Below are 17251 nucleotides of genomic sequence, written 5' to 3' on the forward strand. Positions count from 1 at the left end.
CCTTGCTTCGCAACGCGCAACTCCTCCGCATCGCGGAGGAGCCGTCGTTTTAGTAACGGTAATGATCGGCCTTGTACGGGCCTTCCTTCTTCACGCCGATATACGCCGCCTGCTCATCGGTCAGCTCGGTGAGCTGCGCATTCAGTTTCTTCAGCTGCAGGCGAGCTACCTTTTCGTCCAGGTGCTTGGGCAAGGTGTAGACACCGACCGGATAGGACTTGGTATTGGTGAACAGTTCGATCTGTGCAATCGTCTGGTTGGCGAAGGAAGAGCTCATCACGTAGGACGGATGTCCGGTCGCGCAACCGAGGTTGACCAGACGGCCTTCCGCCAGCAGGATGATGCGCTTGCCGTCGGGGAAAATGACGTGGTCGACTTGCGGCTTGATGTTTTCCCAGGTGTACTGACGCAGCGCGGCGACTTCGATTTCGTTGTCGAAGTGGCCGATATTGCAGACGATGGCCTGGTCTTTCATCTTCTTCATGTGCGCATGCGTGATCACATGGTAGTTGCCGGTGCAGGTGACGAAAATATCGCCATGCTCGGCGGCGTAGTCCATGGTGACGACGCGATAGCCTTCCATCGCCGCCTGCAGCGCGCAGATCGGGTCGATCTCGGTAACCCATACTTGCGCGGACAAGGCGCGCATCGCCTGCGCCGAACCCTTGCCCACATCACCGTAGCCGGCAATGACGGCGACCTTGCCGGCGATCATGACGTCGGTCGCGCGCTTGATGCCGTCGACCAGCGATTCACGGCAGCCGTACAGGTTGTCGAACTTGGACTTGGTGACCGAGTCGTTGACGTTGATTGCCGGGAAGGCCAGCTTGCCTTCCTTGTGCATCTGATAGAGGCGATGCACGCCGGTGGTGGTTTCCTCGGTCACGCCCTTGATTTGCGCGAGACGTGTGGAATACCAGGTCTTGTCGGTCGCCAGCTTCTTCTTGATGGAATTGAACAGGCAGATGGCTTCGTCGGAATCCGGATTGGCCAGCACGCCGATGTCCTTTTCGGCGCGCGCGCCGAGATGCAGCAACAGGGTCGCATCGCCGCCGTCGTCGAGAATCATGTTGGAATAGCCGCCGTCCTGCCATTCGAAAATGCGGTGCGTGAAATCCCAGTACTCATCAAGCGATTCACCCTTGAATGCGAATACCGGCGTGCCATTGGCGGCAATGGCGGCCGCTGCATGGTCTTGCGTGGAGTAGATGTTGCAGGATGCCCAGCGCACTTGCGCGCCCAGTGCTTCCAGCGTCTGGATCAGTACGGCGGTCTGGATGGTCATGTGCAGCGAACCGGTGATGCGTGCGCCTTTGAGCGGTTGCGAGGCAGCAAATTCCTCGCGAATGGCCATCAGGCCGGGCATTTCGGTTTCGGCAATCTTGATCTCTTTGCGGCCCCAATCGGCCAAGCCGAGATCGGCGACAAAGTAGTCCTGGGAAGTGCTGGTAGAGATAACGGCGCTCATCACGCCCTCCTTTCCTTGAGAAAATAGAAAAAAGTAACGTGAGCGCCGTTGCGAAGATCATCCAAGCCTGACACGGTCATGGGAAAACCGTGCTGCAACGCTCCTTGGAGCAGAAAATTATACCTTAATGCGCCGCCAGTGCCGCGTTTGCGGCAGTGCGCTGGATCGATAATGTGGCCGCTTTTTTCGACTTCGGCGCAACGCTGCGTCCGATCCAGTCCAGCATGTCCAGCCAGATACGTCGCACTTCCGCCTGCGCCGGCATGGCCAGCGCATTCGGCAATTCGATCGTAATCACCGGCACGTTCTTGTGCAGGCCGCCATAATTGCCGAGCGAACCCGGGTACACGCCGACGCGATTGAAATACAGGCGACCAAAACGGCGCGGTGCCTTGGCGGGGCCATCGAGATCCAGCACACCGAACGGGGCATGCACCGAAATAATCACATCCGGCTGAAAACGTTCCATTTCATCATTCAGCCAGCGGGTTTCCGGTTCGGACAGTGGTGACTGGCCGGGAAAACGGCGCGGGTCGCTACCCGTCACCCTGGTCCAGTAGCGCTGCGCATCCTTCTCCCATCCCGGCGTCGGGAAATTGCGGTTGAGGTCGACGCCATTGGCGTTGACGCGCTGCGGTTTTTTCGCAAGCAAACCGTCGGGATTCACGACAGGCGCAATATGCCAGTAAAACTCCTGGGCCGGTTGCGTTTGCATCCATTGCATCCACTGGAACACGATAGACGCAGCGGTCAGCTCATCGCCATGAATTCCGCCAAGCAGCAACACCCGCATCGGCACACCATGCTTGCCGGATCTGGCGGCAGGAATCGACCGCATCAGGATAGGGAAACCTTTGCGCGACACCGAACCGGTCGGCACCAGCGCGCTGCCTTGGCAGGTAGCGACGGACACATCGGGCAGACGCGGCGTCAGCTGCTTGCACCAATCGCTTTGCGGCGGGGCATTACTCGTGCTGGCGGGATTCGCAAGGGCCGGCAGACAGACGACGGTGACGAGAACTGCAGTGGCGTGACGGAGAAACTTGATCATCAATAAAACCTTGTCGATTTTGCCACTGCAGGTCTGGCGCTTCTACAATCCCGCCGCGGCGCGCAGTGCAGCAGCCTTGTCGGTGCGCTCCCAGCTGAATTCTGGCTCCTCGCGGCCGAAATGACCATAAGCCGCCGTCTTCGCGTAGATCGGACGCAACAGATCCAGCATCTGGACGATGCCCTTCGGGCGCAAGTCGAACAATTCTTGCACCAGTTCCGCCAGCTTCTCGTCGCTGATCTTGCCGGTGCCGAAGGTGGTAACCATGACCGATGTCGGCCGTGCGATGCCGATCGCATACGACACCTGGATCTGGCAGCGCTTGGCAAGACCTGCGGCAACGATGTTCTTGGCGACATAGCGGCCGGCATAGGCGGCGGAGCGGTCAACCTTGGACGGATCCTTGCCGGAGAATGCGCCGCCGCCGTGCGGGGCCGCGCCACCGTAGGTATCGACGATGATCTTGCGTCCGGTCAAGCCGCAATCGCCCTGCGGACCGCCAATGACGAAACGGCCGGTCGGATTGACCAGATAGCGGGTGTTTTTCAGCCACTCCTGCGGCACGACCGGCTTGATGATTTCTTCGATTGCAGCTTCCTCGATCGCCTTGTGCGTCATCTCCGGGCTGTGTTGCGTCGACAGCACAACGGTATCGATGGCAACCGGCACGCCGTTGACGTACTTCAGCGTGACCTGGGACTTGGCATCCGGACGCAGCCAGGGCAGGCGGCCGTCCTTGCGCAGTTGCGACTGGCGTTCGACGATGCGGTGCGAATAGTAGATGGCGGCCGGCATCAGTTCCGGCGTTTCATCACAGGCGTAACCGAACATCAGGCCCTGGTCGCCCGCGCCCTGATCCAGATCGAGGCCCCTGCCTTCGTCCACCCCCTGCGCGATATCGGGCGACTGCTTGTCATAGCAGACCATCACCGCGCAGCTCTTGTAGTCGATGCCGAAATCGGCGTTATCGTAGCCGATGCGCTTGAGCGTTTCGCGTGCAACACTAATGTAATCGACGTTTGCCGCTGCGGTAATTTCGCCGGCAAGGACAACCAGGCCGGTATTGCACAGGGTTTCTGCCGCGACGCGCGCTTTCGGGTCTTGGGTGAGGATGGCGTCGAGGATCGAATCGGAAATCTGATCGGCGACTTTGTCCGGGTGACCTTCGGAGACGGATTCCGAAGTAAAGAGGTATTCGTTTTCGTTTGCCATCGCAGGCTCCTTCTAGGATTATTGTTGACCATGTCGCGGCCAGCCAATGTGCCTGCGACGCTTTAGCGATATTTATAGGCCGCCTCGCAAGTTGTCTGTTAACTCGGCGGATTATCGTGGAGACATCGAAAGACGGGCCACGGTTGTGTTATTTTACGCGTCTGTAAAAAAATCGCCAAATATCTCGTCGTTTTTTGATGCTCGTCACTCTTTTTCGCCTGCTGTCAGTCCTTCCCTTGTCAGCATTGCATGCGATCGGCTCTGCGCTCGGCTGGTTGGTGTACCTGGCATCCCCTTCGTATCGCCGCCGGCTGAAAGACAATATGGCGCGTGCGGGCTTCGGCAATCATTTGCCGTCGGCAATACGCGAAGCCGGCAAGAATATCCTGGAACTTCCCTTTATCTGGTGCGCAGAGCAGGATCGGATCCTGAACACAGTTCAGGTCGACAACTGGGATGTCGTCCAGACGGCACTCGATGCGAAGCGCGGGATCGTTTTTCTCACGCCCCACCTCGGTTGTTTTGAAATCACCGCGCAATACGTGGCGACCAGGACGCCGTTGACGGTGATGTATCGGCCGCCGCGCAAGCAAGCCTTGAAGCCGCTGATCGAAGGCGCCCGCGCTCGCGGCGACTTGCGGCTGGCGCCGGCCACCCTGTCGGGCGTGCGAACGCTGCTGAAAGTGCTTCGACAAGGAGGTCCGATCGGGATACTCCCCGACCAGGTGCCGCAAAACGGCGAAGGCGTTTGGGCCGAATTTTTCGGCAAGCCTGCATATACGATGACGCTGCCGGCCAAATTGCACCAGATGTCCGGTTCGCCCATCATCCTCACCTATGCCGAACGTCTTCCGCACGGCGCCGGCTTCCTGATACGCTTCATCCCGTTCGACGAGCCGATGGGCGGCAGTGCCGAAGAGCAGGCACGCGCCATCAATATCGCGATGGAAAAGCTCATCGCGCGCTGCCCCGCCCAGTACTTCTGGAGCTATAACCGTTACAAGGTCCCGGAAGGCATCGCCGCTCCTCCCGGGAAAACAGGAAATCTATGAAACTACTGCTGGGAATCATGTGGCTGCTGCATTGGCTGCCCCTGCCGCTGCTCGGCCGAATGGGTGAGGCAATCGGATCGTTGCTGTATGCGGTCGTGGGGTCGCGCCGCAAGATCGCGCTCACCAATCTGCGTTTGTGTCTGCCTCATCTTTCCGAAGACGAGCGGCGCGACATCGCGAAAAAGCACTTCCAGGCCTATGCGCGCAGCGTGCTTGAACGCGCCGTCCTGTGGTGGGCGCCGGAAGCGCGGCTGAAGCGCCTCATCCAGGTGGAACCGGGCGTGCCGATGGATGTCATTCAATCCGGTCCGACCATCCTGCTTTGTCCGCATTTCGTTTGCCTGGATGTCGCCGGCGTTGCCGTGGCACTGGAAACATCCGCGTGCTCGATCTACACGCGGCAAAAGAACAAGGCGTTTGATGACGCGCTGCGCAAAGGGAGGTCGCGCTTTCATCCCGTCAGATTGTTTTCTCGCGGCGAAGGCGTCAAGCCTATCATCCGCGCCATGCGCGAACGCCTGCCGTTTTTCATGTTGCCGGATATGGATTTCGGCGCCAAGGACGCGGAATTCGTTCCCTTTTTCGGCATACAGGCAGCGACCCTGACGGCTCCCGCGCGCATTGCCGCCGCTACTGGCGCCAAGGTGATCCCAGTCATCGCCACCTTTCTTCCCAATTACCAGGGATGGAAAATCCGCTTCTATCCGCCGTGGGAAGACTTCCCCGGTGGCGACATCACCGCCGCCACGCGGCGCATGAATGCCTTCATCGAAGAGCGCGCGCTGGAAGCGCCGGCAGAGTATTTCTGGGCGCACAAACGGTTCAAGACCAGGCCGGCGGGCGAAACGAGCGTGTACGGTTAAGCACTATAATCTCAGAATGAAACTCAAATTCACCAAGATGCATGGTGCGGGAAATGATTTCGTCGTCATCGACGCAATCAACCAGCACATCGACTTCACGCCAGCGCAATGGAAGCGGCTGGCCGACCGCCGCTTTGGCGTCGGTGCAGACCAGATGCTGGTAGTAGAAAAACCGCAGGCGACCGGCGTCGATTTCCGCTATCGCATCTACAACGCGGACGGCGGGGAGGTCGAACAATGCGGCAACGGGGCCCGCGCCTTCGTCAAGTTCGTCACCGACAAAGGCCTGACGAACAAGCGCGCGATCAAGGTTGAGACCATGGCCGGCGTCATCGAGCCGACGCTCGAAGCCGATGGCCGCATCACCGTTGATATGGGCGCACCAGTCCTGGAGCCGGAACGGGTACCCTTCGACGCCAAGGGTTTGCAGGGGAATGTGGAAGGCAGCGACACGCTATGGCCGCTGGACATTAACGGCAAAACGACCTGGATTTCGGTTGTTTCGATGGGCAATCCCCATGCCGTACAAGTGGTCGACGTTGCGGACACTGCTGCAGTCGAGCTCGACGGTCCGGCGATTGAACTCCATCCGCGCTTTCCGAAGCGGGTCAATGCGGGCTTCATGCAAATCGTTGATCGTCACCAGATCAAATTGCGCGTCTTCGAGCGTGGCGCAGGAGAGACACTGGCCTGCGGAACCGGCGCATGCGCGGCCGTCGTTGCAGGCATTCGCCGAGGTTTGCTTGATACGCCGGTGAAGGTATCGACCCGCGGCGGCGATCTCTCCATCTCCTGGGAGGGTGAAGGCGCGCCGGTCAGGCTGACCGGGCCGGCTGTGAGTGTATTCGAAGGCGAGATCGAGATCTGAAACAGCGGAATCCGTGACGGCATGCCGCTCGTGAAATCGATTTAACTGCGTTCCAGCATCTTCAATCGGTACAAGCGCTGCCGGTAATTTCCCTCTGGTCCGTCAGGACCGCAGTTGACGTGCTCGAACACGCCGATCAGTCGGTCGAGTGCCTGGCGTTCGACTGCGCTGCGCACCAGGATCAACCTGCGCTTGCTGTGCGGATGATGCGCACGAACGTCGATGACCAGGCACTGCCCCTGGTCCGCCACTTTCAGGTCGATCAGTAACGCCTCCGTCCTCGACAAACCGAACAAGGCGGCCAGTTCGATGCGCGCTGCCAGCTGGGGATAGAGGTCGGTGATTTCTCGCGTCAGGCGCGGCAGGATGTCCTGCGCCCACGGAGCAGGCTCCGGCGGCGCCGCGATCTTGCCAATCAGTTGCGCCGCTTCGGCGACGCCCTTTGCCTGCGCCTGCTGCATCCAGCGCAGTGCACGCACATCATTCGATTCGTCTTCGCGCCGGTGACGCCATAACTGTGTCCCCAGCTCTAATTGCGCAAGCCCGTGCCCTGCTTGCGCTGCTCGCTCAAGATATCGCCGCGCGTCCGTCAGATTGCGCTGCGAGCATTCCGCTTTCAGATAAATGCGCGACAGCGCAAACCAGGCATCGGCCTCTCCTTGCTCCGCTGCCGCGAGCAGCCAGCGGATGGCTTTCTTGTAGTTCGCGGGTCCGGGAATCGCATCGACACGCTTGCCGCCCGTATCCATGCGCGCCAGCCATAATCCCAACGAGAGCTGCGCGGCACCTTCTCCTGCCTGAGCGGCAAATTCAAGCAAGCGCGGTACGTCGGTTCCGAATTCACCTGCTTCGCACAATGCCCTTGCACAGCGCCCCACCAGACTGACATCGACCTTCGATGCGTCGCCTGGCGCCGCAATTCGCTCCACCGTGGCACGCGCCAACGGGTGCGCCCAGCGCAGGAATTCGTCGCGCTGGCCGCTCGCCCAGGCGTGTTCAGCCAAGGCATACTGAGCGTCCACCACGCCGCTGTTGGCTGCGCGCACGGCCCATTCCAGCATCGCCTTGTCATCCGCGGCACGATGTTCGTCGTCCGCATGGCGATCAAGCGCCGGCGTTTCCACATGGCCGATCGACTGCGCGAGCAGCCATTGCGCTTCGGCAATTCCAGCCTGGGCGGCCGCGTGCAAGGCACGCAAAGCCTTTTCCCGCATCGCCTCGCTGACCGCACCGTCGACTTGCCCGAGCACAAGTTTTGCCAGCACCAGCCCGGCTTGCGCCACACCGGCATCAAAGGCTCGTTCATACCAGACGTATAGCTTGGATGGATGCGTTGCCTGGCGGACTGTTTCATAAGGCACATGGCGTCCGATCAAAAGCCATGCATCCCGCTCGTCTTGCTGCGCAGCACGATCCAGCCAATACAAGGCCGTCGCAAGACTCTTCGGCAAGCCTGTGCCGCCGAAGAGGTACCGCCTTCCCAGATTCAATTGCGCCGACGCTTGACCCGCGCGTGCGGCGCGAATCATCAATAACTCCTCGCGATTTGCCATGTATTGTTGCCAAATTGGAAACTCGATTGGCTTCAGTATTCCGCAGATAGATGTAGCTGCGACTGAGCGAGGTCAAACCTTGACGATAAAACCAAAAATCAAAGTGATTGACGACAATTAATGTGAATTACTGGAAATTAAATAAATATCGCCGGTTTTCCACAGAAAAATGTGACAAAAAAACCACATCCGAAGCCGACTTTTCGTTTTTTGGTCAAACAGCCATCGAACATCCCACCAGTACGGGCAATTTGCGCGTGCCAGCGCTTACCGTTGGCATATCCGGCTAATGCGGATATTCAGCAAACTTTTTATTAATAAGGACAGAGCAAAATGAAAAAGTCACTCATCGCACTTGCTGTGCTTGGCGCACTTGCCAGCGCCGCTTCCGCTCAGACGTCCACGACCATCTACGGCCTTGTCGACGCCGGTATTGTGAATGAGCGCGGCGGCCCGGCGGGAACTGTGACGAAATTGACCAGCGGCGTGCAGAACGGTTCGCGGCTCGGATTCAAGGGCAATGAAGATCTGGGCGGCGGCTTGTCTGCGAAGTTCCTGCTGGAAGCGGGATTCAATGTCGATACCGGCACCTCAGGTCAGGGCGGGACCCTGTTCGGTCGCCAAGCCTATGTCGGTCTGGGCGGCAATTGGGGGAATCTGCTGTTCGGCCGTCAGTACACGCCTTTGCACACCGCACTGGACCAGGTCGATCCCTTCGGCACCGGCTTGGCAGGCAATATTGAAAACCTGATTCCCGGCGGAACCGGGCCAACCGGCGTTCGCATGAACAACACGATCAAGTACACCACGCCGGAATGGAGCGGATTCGCGGGCGAACTCGCCTATGGACTCGGTGAAGTTGCAGGCAACAACAGGGCCAACCGCCAATGGGGCGCGGCCGTGGGCTATGTCAACGGACCGGCCGTCGTCAAGCTGGTTCACCATCGGACAGAGAATGCCACGGGCACCGACGATGCACGTAATTCGATGATCGGCGGCAAATGGGACTTTGGCGTCGCGGCTGCCCATATCGCGTTTCAGCGGGACCAGGGTTTTGGTACCGTCGACAATCGCGATTACATGGTGGGCGTAAGTGCACCAGTCGGCCCCGGGAAAGTTCTCGCATCCTATGTCCGCCGCGATGACCGATCCGCCCTGAACGCCGACGCGCATCAATGGGCGCTCGGCTATACGCACGCGGTTTCCAAGCGTACCAACTTCTACACTTCCTACGCCCGCATCACCAACAAGAACGGCGCAGCCTTTACCGTTGGCAATGCAACCGAGGCCGGTACCGGAGACAAGGCGTTCAATGTCGGCGTCCGCCATTTGTTCTGAGTACATGCTGCACTTGCAACAGGCATCGTGAAACAGGGTCGCTCAGGCGGCCCTGTTTTATTTGCTTGCCGCGAACATAGGTGCCGCATGCCCGGCGTTGTCGGTTAAAATCACCGGTGATCTTGCCCGTCATCACTAATCGACACCCATGAGCCAACATCTGGATTCCGCCGCCATCGCCGACTATCTTTCGGACAATCCGCATTTTTTTGAAGAGCACAGCGAACTGCTGGCAAGGGTGAAGCTGACCAGTCCGGTGGCCGGGCGCACGGTTTCACTGCAAGAGCGGCAGATGGAAGTTCTGCGAGACAAAATCAAATCGCTGGAACTGCGCCTGTCGGAATTGCTGCGCATTGCACAGGAAAATGACGCAATCACGCAAAAGTTCCTGTTGTGGACGCGTTCGCTGCTGATGGCACGCAATGATGTGGACATGCCCCATACCTTGATCAATGGTTTGCATACAATCTTTTCGGTGCCGCACGCGACCCTGCGCATCTGGGGTGTGGCCGAAGAATATTCCCATACCTGGTTTGCCGCCGAAGTATCCGAGGACGCAAAAATTTTCTGCAACGGACTGACCACGCCCTACTGCGGCCCGAATCAGGATTTCGAAGCGGCATCATGGATTGACGATGCTGAATCCATTCAGTCGATCGCAATGCTCCCCTTACGTAACGACACCGGAACGGAAGCGTTCGGTCTGCTGGTGCTCGGCTCGCCCGACCCGCAGCGTTTCACTTCCGACATGGCCACCGACTATCTGTCGAAGATCGGCGAAACCGCGAGCGCGGCAATGAATTGCCTGCTTGATTAAAGATCGATTCCTTCAGCGTGAGCGCCTCCACAAATCACGCCCGCATCGCAAGCTATCTCGATAGCCTCGAAAAGCAGCGCAAGCTGTCACCGCACACCATCAGCAATTACCGGCGCGACCTGGTGGAACTGGTCGCGCTGACCGACACGCTCCCCGGCAATCCGGCACTTTCGGCGATCTCGCATTTTCATATTCGCAAATTCGCCGCGCAGCTTCATGCGAAAGGCTTGAACGCGCGATCGATCGCGCGCAAGCTCTCCGCCTGGCGCGGATTCTATGAGTGGCTGGCGGAACACGACACCTTGGCAGCCAACCCGGTCGAAGGCATCAAAGCGCCCAAGCGTAGCAAACCCCTTCCGAAAGCACTCTCAGCCGATGATGCAGTGCGGATCGTGGCCGAAGCCAGCCCTGGACGCGACGCCAATTCCCCCAGCCAGCTTTGCAACCGTGCGATGTTCGAGCTGCTGTACTCGAGCGGCCTGCGCGTGTCGGAGCTGGCGGCACTGGACCTGCGCTTCGTCAAGGAAGGCAACCACGAATCGGCCGGCTGGATCGATTTTGACGAGCGTGAGGTGAGCGTTACCGGCAAGGGCAACAAGCAGCGCAAGGTGCCGGTCGGCCAACCGGCGCTGCAGGCAATCACCGCCTGGCTCGCAGCACGCGACACTCTCGTCAAGATCGATCCGCATCCGCTTTTCCTGACCGAACGTGGCACACGCATGTCGCCGCGCGTCATCCAGCTGCGGCTGAAAGCGCATGCGCAATCACTCGGTATTCCAGCCAATGTGCATCCGCATGTGCTGCGCCACTCCTTCGCCTCGCATGTGCTGCAATCATCCGGCGACCTTCGCGCGGTGCAGGAGATGCTGGGCCACGCATCGATTGCCGCCACGCAGGTCTACACCTCGCTCGACTTCCAGCGTCTCGCGCAGGTGTATGATGCCGCCCATCCGCGAGCACGAAAAAAAGACAAAATCTAATGCTCCGCGGAAGACACGGAAAACGCGGAGAAATGACCGTGTGGAAATTCCTTGTTTTCCGTGGACACCCCCTATCCTGGATTGACCTCATGCTTACCATTACCCTCAAGCCCGGCAAGGAAAAAAGCCTGCTGCGCCGCCACCCCTGGATCTTTCCGACTGCGATCGACCGCGTCGAAGGCAAGCCGGAAGAAAAGAACAAGCCAGGCACTACAGCACTCGTGCAATCTTCCTCCGGCCAATTCCTGGCACGTGCAGCCTTCAGCCCGAAATCGCAGATCCGCGCGCGCGTCTGGAGCTTCAACGAAAGCGAGCCGATCGATCATGCGCTGATCAAGCGCCGCATAAAAAAGGCCCTGGCCTATCGCATGGCGAACGTGCGCGACACGGACGCGATACGCGTGATCTTCGGTGAAGCGGACGGCTTTCCCGGACTCGTGGTTGACTGGTACGGCGGCAAGCCGGGCTGGCTGGTTTGCCAGTTCCAGTCGGCTGGCGTCGAAGCCTGGAAAGTAGCGATCGTGCAAGCATTGATCGCCGAAACCGGTTGCCCCAATGTCTACGAGCGCTCCGACGCGTCGGTGCGCGAGCGCGAAGGCTTGCCGCTCGTGACAGGCACGCTGGCAGGAAGCGAACCGGGCGCGGAAACGCTGGTGACCGAAAACGGCGTGCGCTACGTGGTCGATATCAAGACTGGTCACAAGACCGGCTTTTACATCGACCAGCGCGACAACCGCAAGCTGGTAATGGAACATGCCGCCGGACGCGATGTGTTGAACTGCTTCTGCTACACCGGCGGCTTCTCGCTGGCGGCGCTGAAAGGCGGCGCAAAGAGCGTGATTTCGATCGACTCCTCCGGCGAAGCGCTTGCCGTGGGACAGCGCAACATGGCTCTTAACGGTTTCGACACCGCCAAAGCGGAATGGTGGGATGCCGACGTGTTCAAGACGCTGCGCTCGCTGCGCGAACAGGGAAAATCCTTCGACCTGATCGTGCTCGATCCGCCGAAATTCGCCTCCTCGCCCGATCACGTCGATCGCGCCGCGCGCGCCTACAAGGACATCAACCTGCTTGGCTTCCAGTTGCTGCGCGAGGGCGGATTTCTGTTTACCTACTCCTGCTCGGGCGCGATCAGCGCCGATCTGTTCCAGAAAATCGTGGCCGGCGCCGCCAACGACGCCAAGGTCGACGCACACATCCTCAAGCGCCTCTCCGCTGGGGTCGATCATCCGATGACCACCAGTTTCCCCGAGGGGGAATACTTAAAGGGCTTGATGTTGCACAAACCATGAGCGCATTTGAATTGCATCAACGTCAATTTTTGTGGACGGATTGAGAAACTAAGTCATAATCTCGGGCTCTTGTTTTTCATTGCAACAAATCAATGAGCAGCAAAGCCAAGTCAGCCTCACTCCCCCCGCGGGCGACCCGAAAGACCGATGTGACGAATGCGACGGCGCTCGCCGAAGCCCAGTTGCGAAGCGCGTCGGTGCGCGTGACTTCTGCGCGGGTGAGAGTGCTGACGGCGCTGCTGGATGCGCAGCGCGCCTTCACACATCAGGACGTGCAGGACGCGCTGGCGGACATGGACCGCGTGACGCTCTACCGCGCGCTCGATTGCCTGACCGACGCCGGGCTGGCGCACAAGATTGCGGGCGACGATCGCGTATTCCGCTACAGCGCCGGTGCCGAACACCGCAGCGTCCGGCAAGATGCCCATGTACCGCATCATCAGCACGGGCACTTCAAATGCACGCGCTGCGCCAAGGTATTCTGTTTGGACAGCATAGGCGAAGCGGGATTGCTGCGGGATGCGCTGCACGAAAGCCTTGGAAAAGGCTTTCAGAGCCACGATATTGAATTCACAATCAAGGGATGGTGCGCCGATTGCGCGCATTGAAATCGACGGACAGCACATGAATCTGGTACCTGCAACCATACTTACCGGCTTTCTCGGCGCCGGCAAAACAACATTGCTCAACCGCGTCCTGCGCGAGCCGCACGGCCACAGGATCGCGGTGATCGAGAACGAATTCGGCCAGGAGAATATCGACAACGAAATCCTGGTCCAGGAAAGCAATGAACAGATCGTCGAGATGAGCAACGGCTGCGTCTGCTGCACGGTGCGCGGCGACCTCATTCTCGCGCTTGGCGCGCTGGCGCAAAAGCGCGATGCCGGCGAACTGAGTTTCGACCATCTCGTGATCGAAACTACCGGACTGGCTAATCCTGGTCCGGTTGCGCAAACCTTTTTCATGGATGATGAAGTTGCCTCGCACTACATGCTCGATGCCGTGATTACCGTGGTCGACGCCAAGCACGCGATGCAGCAACTGGATGAACACGAAGAGGCGCAAAGACAGGTCGGATTCGCGGACAAGCTGCTGCTGTCCAAGACCGACCTGGTCAGCAGCGATGAAGTCGATATGCTGATCTCGCGCCTGAAGCGCATCAATCCGCGCGCACCGGTCGGCAAGGTCGATTTCGGCCAGGTCCCGATCGGCGACGTCTTTGACCTGCGCGGCTTCAACCTGAACGACAAGCTGGAAATCGATCCGGACTTTCTCGCTGAAGACGAGCACGATCACGAACATCATGCGTGCGGCGAGCATTGCGATCACGACCATGGGCATCATGATCATCATCATTCGCATCATTCGGACGAAATCGCCGCCTTTGTCTTCAAAAGCGATCGACCATTCGATACCGCAAAGCTCGACGAATTTCTCGGCAATCTGGTGCAGGTCTTCGGCCCGCGAATGCTGCGCTACAAGGGCGTATTGTGGATGGATGGCGCGGATCGCAAGGTCGTGTTCCAGGGCGTCCATCAGATGATGGGCACCGATATTGGCGCAAAATGGCCCGAAAACGAAGCGCGCGGCAGCAAAATGGTGTTCATCGGGAAAAATCTTCCGGCAGAAACTTTTATTCGCGGTCTGGAACAGTGTTTGGTATAAACTAACGTTTGATGTAGGTTCAAGCAGCGGAGGTGGTCGTTTGGCAATATGCGTGGAAAAATGTCGCAAGCGGCGCCCGATACGATTCGAATCTCACTGAAACAGCGGGTGTGACGTTTTTCAGGCAGGAGGCGAACAGGTCGAGCGGTTCTTTTTCAGAGGAAAACATGAGCGCAACCGTTACAAGATCCGCCACAAAGGGCACAGCGGCCAAGAGCGTCAAAGAAGCAGCGAAAACTGCCACATCGAAGAGCAAGACGGATACCGCGTCTGCCAAGAAGCCCTTGCTGAAAACGGCTGCGCGCAAGCAAGCGACGACCGCCGCGACCACACCCAAGCCAAGCCCGAAGACTTCCACTGCTGCGACAAAGCCAATTGCCAAACCAAGCAAAGCCACGGTAAAAAACAGTGTAAAATCCGCCGCCAAACCAGCGGCAAAAACCGCCGTCACGGGGACAGCGGCGAAAGAGACGATGCCTGCGGAAACGCGCGCAGCTGTCAACAGCGTCACCCCGAAAACGGCCAATGGAGCAACTGAATCGAAGCCTGCATCACACATCCCGGCTTCGACTCGGAGTTCCAAGGAGGCATCCGGTGCTTCTATGAGCGGTAACAATGAAAGCCCCGGATTCATGGATAAAATGGAAAAACCCGTAGTTTCGAAAGTACGCGAAGTGGCTACCAAAACAACGAAATCGACCCCCGCCGCGCCGGCTGACGGCACCTTGTTGACCGAAGAGGAAATCCTCAAGATGAGCGACAAGGACTATATGAACGAGGCACAGTTGGCCTTCTTCAAGGCGCGCCTGCAGGCCCTGGAGCGGGAACTGCTGAAGAACGCCGGTGAAACGACCGAGCACTTGCGCGAAACCGTGCTGGTGCCTGATCCCGCCGACCGTGCAACCATCGAAGAGGAGCATGCGCTTGAACTGCGTACACGCGATCGCGAACGCAAACTGCTGAAGAAAGTACAACAGTCCATTGCCAGCATCGATGCAGGCGAATACGGCTGGTGCGAAGAGACCGGCGAACCGATCGGCATCCCGCGCCTGCTGGCACGGCCGACCGCAACCTTGTCGCTGGAAGCGCAACAGCGCCGCGAACTCAAGCAAAAGCTGTACGGCGATTGATCACCGTAGAACCCCGCAAGGGGTTCGACATTTTTACAACAAGCGTACGATGCACTGCAGCGTACGCTTGTTTGTTTTCAGGCCTCTTCTGGCGTGCATGGCCATCGTGCGTGCCATGACAAGGCGTGCTGGCAATCCCGCTGTCGCTGAATCTCGCGCTTGAGTCCTCTGCTTTTTACGAAAACGCATATTCGCAATGCCATTGCGAATACTTGAATGCCGCCCAATCTGGACGAATTGACATCGTCGAGCGGCATGCGACGCCGAGGCTGCCCTTCTTCTCCGCAGGCGGTGAAATACGCGGCGTTTGACAAACAATCACTCAACCGCTGTAATGACAAGTCCGCGCGAGATTTGTGTTACCTTTACTATGAAATTCTTCTGCACAAGGTATTGCAGGGGAGTCAAACAATAATCAGCTCAGGGAAAACGTGGGGATTTTTTCGCTTTTTGGCAAGAAGAGCGGTCAGCAGGTCAAGCCTGCGGACAAGGACGCCTCTCGCGCAAAACGCCAGACAAACTCGCCTCGCACTGACAGCAGCAAGGCCGGCGCACGCCCGCAATCGGCCAAGCGCGATGCGCAGGCAGCTCTCGCGACCGCGCAGAAGATCGACGCCATCGAATCGGAGATGTCGTCGGAATTCGTGAATGTAACGACGACGCAAATCGGCAAGACAATTCCCGGCCCCCAGACGATCGCACCTCCGCCTCCGAAGCCCCGCGCTGTAGCAACGCCGCAACAAACACCGCAAGCCGAATCGAAAAAAAAGGAGTCCTCGCCACCGTCACCAGCGGCCGGGCAGGCGCAGGATGATTTCGGCACCACCACCGAATTCCTGTTGGGCGGAGAGACTGCCGTCAGCAATGTCGCCTCGCCGGCTTCCGAAGCCACCGCGCTGCTCGAAGAAGCCGCTGTCCTCTACGCAAACGGTCAGAATGAAATGGTGGAGCAGATGCTGCGCGCTGCGACCGAAGCAGACAATCTCGGCAGCATGACGCGTACCGCATGGTGGATGCTGTTCGACCTGTACCAGACTCTCGGAAAGCAGCAGGAATTCGAACAACTATCGATCGCGTATGCGAACAAGTTCGAAACCTCGCCGCCGGCATGGACAGGCATCTGTCAGCAAGGGGTTCGCAACAACGCGGCGTCAAGTGCAGTCCCGATGGTGACTTTTTCCGGCAAACTCGACGACAACAGCGCAAAGTTGATTGAGCGCATGCAAAAGCTGGCCGAAAGCCATCGTGTGCTGCGCCTTGAGTTCATGCGCATCTCCGAAGTTGCTCCGGCTGGATGTCGACTGTTGCTGGGGGAGCTGAAAAAACTGCAGAAATCAGGACATGAACTGATTCTGGTTGGCGCACCGGAACTGGCTGCAAAGATCCGCGCAATCCTGGAAGTGGGACGGCGCGACGACAGCGAAGATTCCTGGCTGTTGCTGCTGGAAATTCTGCGCCTGCTGAACCGCGAGAGCGAATTCGAGGAGGCCAGTATCGATTACTGTGTCACCTTCGAAGTCTCTCCCCCGGCCTTCGTCGCACCGAAAAACAAGGTAACCACTGCTGCAGCCGAAGCGCCAGCCAGCGCGCAGACCCAGGAAGCCTTCATGATGCCGGCGCTGATCGAGGGAAAAATCGATAATCTTATCCTGGCGATCGCTGCCTATTCGGACGAACACAGTCCGGCAATCGTCGACTGCTCGCAGCTGACGCGCATCGATTTCAACGCCGCCGGTCGTATGCTGACCGGGCTCGCACCCTTTTGCGGCAATGGCAAGCTCATCGAATTCCATCACGTCAATCACCTCGTTGCGGAATTGTTCGCCATGATCGGCCTCAAAGACGTGGTACGCATCGTTCCGCGCAAGAACTGACATCCCATTCACGACCTGGGGCTTCGGCGCCGGCTGAAGCTGTCTGCGGGAAGCGACCACCATTGCCCCTCCCGACGCGCATCTGCCC

At 58.8% G+C, this 17251-nt stretch carries 16 protein-coding genes and 1 riboswitch; of the genes, 11 read left to right on the forward strand and 5 right to left on the reverse strand.

The window, feature by feature from the left end:
• Window positions 1–49 precede the first annotated feature (49 nt).
• The 3 genes from ahcY to metK form a co-directional block, all read right to left on the reverse strand.
• The gene (ahcY, locus tag E6W33_RS01300; protein ID WP_136413446.1) at window positions 50–1468 is read right to left on the reverse strand and encodes an adenosylhomocysteinase; all 1419 of its coding nucleotides are present in this window, start codon (window positions 1466–1468) and stop codon (window positions 50–52) included.
• Window positions 1469–1501: 33 nt separating this feature from the next.
• Window positions 1502–1578, reverse strand: a riboswitch (S-adenosyl-L-homocysteine riboswitch).
• 14 nt (window positions 1579–1592) lie between these two features.
• Complete coding sequence (locus E6W33_RS01305) at window positions 1593–2519, reverse strand: M14 family zinc carboxypeptidase (protein ID WP_136413449.1); 927 nt, start codon at window positions 2517–2519, stop codon at window positions 1593–1595.
• A gap of 42 nt (window positions 2520–2561) precedes the next feature.
• Window positions 2562–3731 (reverse strand): methionine adenosyltransferase, encoded by a 1170-nt coding sequence (gene metK / locus E6W33_RS01310; RefSeq protein WP_136413451.1) that lies wholly within the window; start codon window positions 3729–3731, stop codon window positions 2562–2564.
• Between the two features lie 197 nt (window positions 3732–3928).
• On the opposite strand from metK, the gene E6W33_RS01315 reads away from it, so the two are divergent.
• Genes E6W33_RS01315 through dapF form a run of 3 tightly spaced genes read left to right on the forward strand, consistent with a single transcriptional unit; the run spans window position 3929 to window position 6514 of the window.
• Window positions 3929–4783, forward strand: coding sequence for a lysophospholipid acyltransferase family protein (locus E6W33_RS01315; protein WP_136413453.1), 855 nt, complete (start codon window positions 3929–3931; stop codon window positions 4781–4783).
• Window positions 4780–5646, forward strand: a complete 867-nt coding sequence (locus E6W33_RS01320) for a lipid A biosynthesis acyltransferase (protein WP_136413455.1) — start codon at window positions 4780–4782, stop codon at window positions 5644–5646. The genes E6W33_RS01315 and E6W33_RS01320 overlap by 4 nt, the downstream gene beginning before the upstream one ends.
• Window positions 5647–5662: 16 nt before the next feature.
• Window positions 5663–6514 carry a diaminopimelate epimerase gene (gene dapF / locus E6W33_RS01325; protein ID WP_136413457.1) on the forward strand — a complete coding sequence of 284 codons (852 nt, stop codon included), beginning with the start codon at window positions 5663–5665 and terminating at the stop codon, window positions 6512–6514.
• Window positions 6515–6555: 41 nt separating this feature from the next.
• On the opposite strand, the gene E6W33_RS01330 is transcribed toward dapF, so the two are convergent.
• Window positions 6556–8067, reverse strand: a complete 1512-nt coding sequence (locus E6W33_RS01330) for an SEL1-like repeat protein (RefSeq protein WP_136413459.1) — start codon at window positions 8065–8067, stop codon at window positions 6556–6558.
• Between the two features lie 333 nt (window positions 8068–8400).
• Between E6W33_RS01330 and E6W33_RS01335 the strand changes: the two genes are divergently transcribed.
• The 6 genes from E6W33_RS01335 (at window position 8401) to E6W33_RS01360 (ending at window position 14159) form a co-directional block, all read left to right on the forward strand.
• Complete coding sequence (locus tag E6W33_RS01335; RefSeq protein WP_136413461.1) at window positions 8401–9405, forward strand: porin; 1005 nt, start codon at window positions 8401–8403, stop codon at window positions 9403–9405.
• 148 nt (window positions 9406–9553) lie between these two features.
• Window positions 9554–10222 carry a DUF484 family protein gene (locus E6W33_RS01340; RefSeq protein ID WP_136413463.1) on the forward strand — a complete coding sequence of 223 codons (669 nt, stop codon included), beginning with the start codon at window positions 9554–9556 and terminating at the stop codon, window positions 10220–10222.
• A gap of 17 nt (window positions 10223–10239) precedes the next feature.
• Window positions 10240–11202: a tyrosine recombinase XerC gene (xerC, locus tag E6W33_RS01345; protein ID WP_136413465.1), complete on the forward strand. Its 963-nt coding sequence runs from the start codon at window positions 10240–10242 to the stop codon at window positions 11200–11202.
• Window positions 11203–11291: 89 nt separating this feature from the next.
• The gene (locus E6W33_RS01350) at window positions 11292–12494 is read left to right on the forward strand and encodes a class I SAM-dependent rRNA methyltransferase (protein WP_136413467.1); all 1203 of its coding nucleotides are present in this window, start codon (window positions 11292–11294) and stop codon (window positions 12492–12494) included.
• Between the two features lie 92 nt (window positions 12495–12586).
• Window positions 12587–13102, forward strand: a complete 516-nt coding sequence (locus tag E6W33_RS01355) for a Fur family transcriptional regulator (protein ID WP_136413469.1) — start codon at window positions 12587–12589, stop codon at window positions 13100–13102.
• A gap of 16 nt (window positions 13103–13118) precedes the next feature.
• The gene (locus E6W33_RS01360) at window positions 13119–14159 is read left to right on the forward strand and encodes a GTP-binding protein (protein ID WP_136413471.1); all 1041 of its coding nucleotides are present in this window, start codon (window positions 13119–13121) and stop codon (window positions 14157–14159) included.
• A gap of 19 nt (window positions 14160–14178) precedes the next feature.
• Here E6W33_RS01360 and E6W33_RS01365 read toward each other — a convergent pair whose 3' ends face one another.
• On the reverse strand, window positions 14179–14742 hold the full coding sequence (locus E6W33_RS01365) for a hypothetical protein (RefSeq protein ID WP_136413474.1): 564 nt from the start codon (window positions 14740–14742) through the stop codon (window positions 14179–14181).
• Window positions 14743–14791: 49 nt separating this feature from the next.
• On the opposite strand from E6W33_RS01365, the gene dksA reads away from it, so the two are divergent.
• Together dksA and E6W33_RS01375 are read left to right on the forward strand one after the other, a co-directional pair.
• Window positions 14792–15289 (forward strand): RNA polymerase-binding protein DksA, encoded by a 498-nt coding sequence (gene dksA, locus E6W33_RS01370; RefSeq protein WP_136413476.1) that lies wholly within the window; start codon window positions 14792–14794, stop codon window positions 15287–15289.
• A 431-nt stretch (window positions 15290–15720) separates the two neighbouring features.
• Complete coding sequence (locus E6W33_RS01375) at window positions 15721–17163, forward strand: hypothetical protein (protein WP_136413478.1); 1443 nt, start codon at window positions 15721–15723, stop codon at window positions 17161–17163.
• The last annotated feature ends 88 nt before the right edge of the window (window positions 17164–17251 follow it).

The sequence above is a fragment of the Herbaspirillum sp. ST 5-3 genome, from assembly GCF_004804275.1.
Lineage (GTDB): Bacteria > Pseudomonadota > Gammaproteobacteria > Burkholderiales > Burkholderiaceae_D > Noviherbaspirillum.

Coding starts and splice junctions, on each gene's coding strand:
- E6W33_RS01315 (WP_136413453.1), top strand. CDS start 3,929: ATGCTCGTCACTCTTTTTCGCCTGCTGTCAGTCCTTCCCTTGTCAGCA.
- E6W33_RS01330 (WP_136413459.1), bottom strand. CDS start 8,067: ATGGCAAATCGCGAGGAGTTATTGATGATTCGCGCCGCACGCGCGGGT.
- E6W33_RS01335 (WP_136413461.1), top strand. CDS start 8,401: ATGAAAAAGTCACTCATCGCACTTGCTGTGCTTGGCGCACTTGCCAGC.
- dapF (WP_136413457.1), top strand. CDS start 5,663: ATGAAACTCAAATTCACCAAGATGCATGGTGCGGGAAATGATTTCGTC.
- ahcY (WP_136413446.1), bottom strand. CDS start 1,468: ATGAGCGCCGTTATCTCTACCAGCACTTCCCAGGACTACTTTGTCGCC.
- E6W33_RS01350 (WP_136413467.1), top strand. CDS start 11,292: ATGCTTACCATTACCCTCAAGCCCGGCAAGGAAAAAAGCCTGCTGCGC.
- E6W33_RS01355 (WP_136413469.1), top strand. CDS start 12,587: ATGAGCAGCAAAGCCAAGTCAGCCTCACTCCCCCCGCGGGCGACCCGA.
- dksA (WP_136413476.1), top strand. CDS start 14,792: ATGGATAAAATGGAAAAACCCGTAGTTTCGAAAGTACGCGAAGTGGCT.
- E6W33_RS01340 (WP_136413463.1), top strand. CDS start 9,554: ATGAGCCAACATCTGGATTCCGCCGCCATCGCCGACTATCTTTCGGAC.
- E6W33_RS01320 (WP_136413455.1), top strand. CDS start 4,780: ATGAAACTACTGCTGGGAATCATGTGGCTGCTGCATTGGCTGCCCCTG.
- metK (WP_136413451.1), bottom strand. CDS start 3,731: ATGGCAAACGAAAACGAATACCTCTTTACTTCGGAATCCGTCTCCGAA.
- E6W33_RS01305 (WP_136413449.1), bottom strand. CDS start 2,519: ATGATCAAGTTTCTCCGTCACGCCACTGCAGTTCTCGTCACCGTCGTC.
- E6W33_RS01360 (WP_136413471.1), top strand. CDS start 13,119: ATGAATCTGGTACCTGCAACCATACTTACCGGCTTTCTCGGCGCCGGC.